The sequence below is a fragment of the Tabrizicola fusiformis genome (genome assembly GCF_013328815.1).
Taxonomy (GTDB): domain Bacteria; phylum Pseudomonadota; class Alphaproteobacteria; order Rhodobacterales; family Rhodobacteraceae; genus Fuscibacter.
Genome location: NZ_JABUHN010000057.1, coordinates 1 through 525, shown reverse-complemented (window position 1 = coordinate 525; position 525 = coordinate 1). Strand labels below are relative to the sequence as shown.

1 protein-coding gene is annotated in these 525 nt (G+C 69.9%); it reads right to left on the bottom strand.

Annotation, left to right across the window (positions count from 1 at the left end; translation table 11 throughout):
* The coding region (locus HS053_RS22135) for a hypothetical protein (RefSeq protein WP_174213400.1) at window positions 1–464 on the bottom strand (464 nt) is incomplete at its 3' end.
* Between the last annotated feature and the right edge of the window lie 61 nt (window positions 465–525).

Genomic DNA, 525 nt, shown 5'->3' with positions numbered 1-525 from the left:
CGGTGGCCCGCCGCCACCTGCGCCTCCTGCCCGGCCACCGTGCGGTCGAGGCCGGTCTGCACCCGGTCTGCAGCAGTCGCCTCCGCGACCAAGATGGTCGCGGCCAGCGCCTCCTCGGCCTGATCGCGCGCCAGTTGCGCACTGGTCTGCACCTCGACATCGATGCGGCCGATGTAATCCGCCAGCGGTGCGGTCGGCAGGTCCGGCACGGCGAGGTCAAAGTTGAAGCTGCGCCCGCCCGCGCCTTGCGTGGCCGAGCCACGATAGAGGCCGGGAGCCAGCGTCAGTACCAGCGCACCATCCTCATCCGTCACCGCGGCGGCCGGCACGACCGGCGCAACGATATCTCCCGCAGCCGTCACTACGGGCTGCCGCGATGTGGGCTGCAGGATCACCTTCGCCCCGCCAAATCCGGCGCCGGCAGGATCGAGAAGAATACCCGTCAGGGTGCAGGTCTCAGCCATTGATCGGCTCCTTCGGATAGGGATGGCGGGCGCGGATCGCCGCGACCAGGGCGTCGTATTC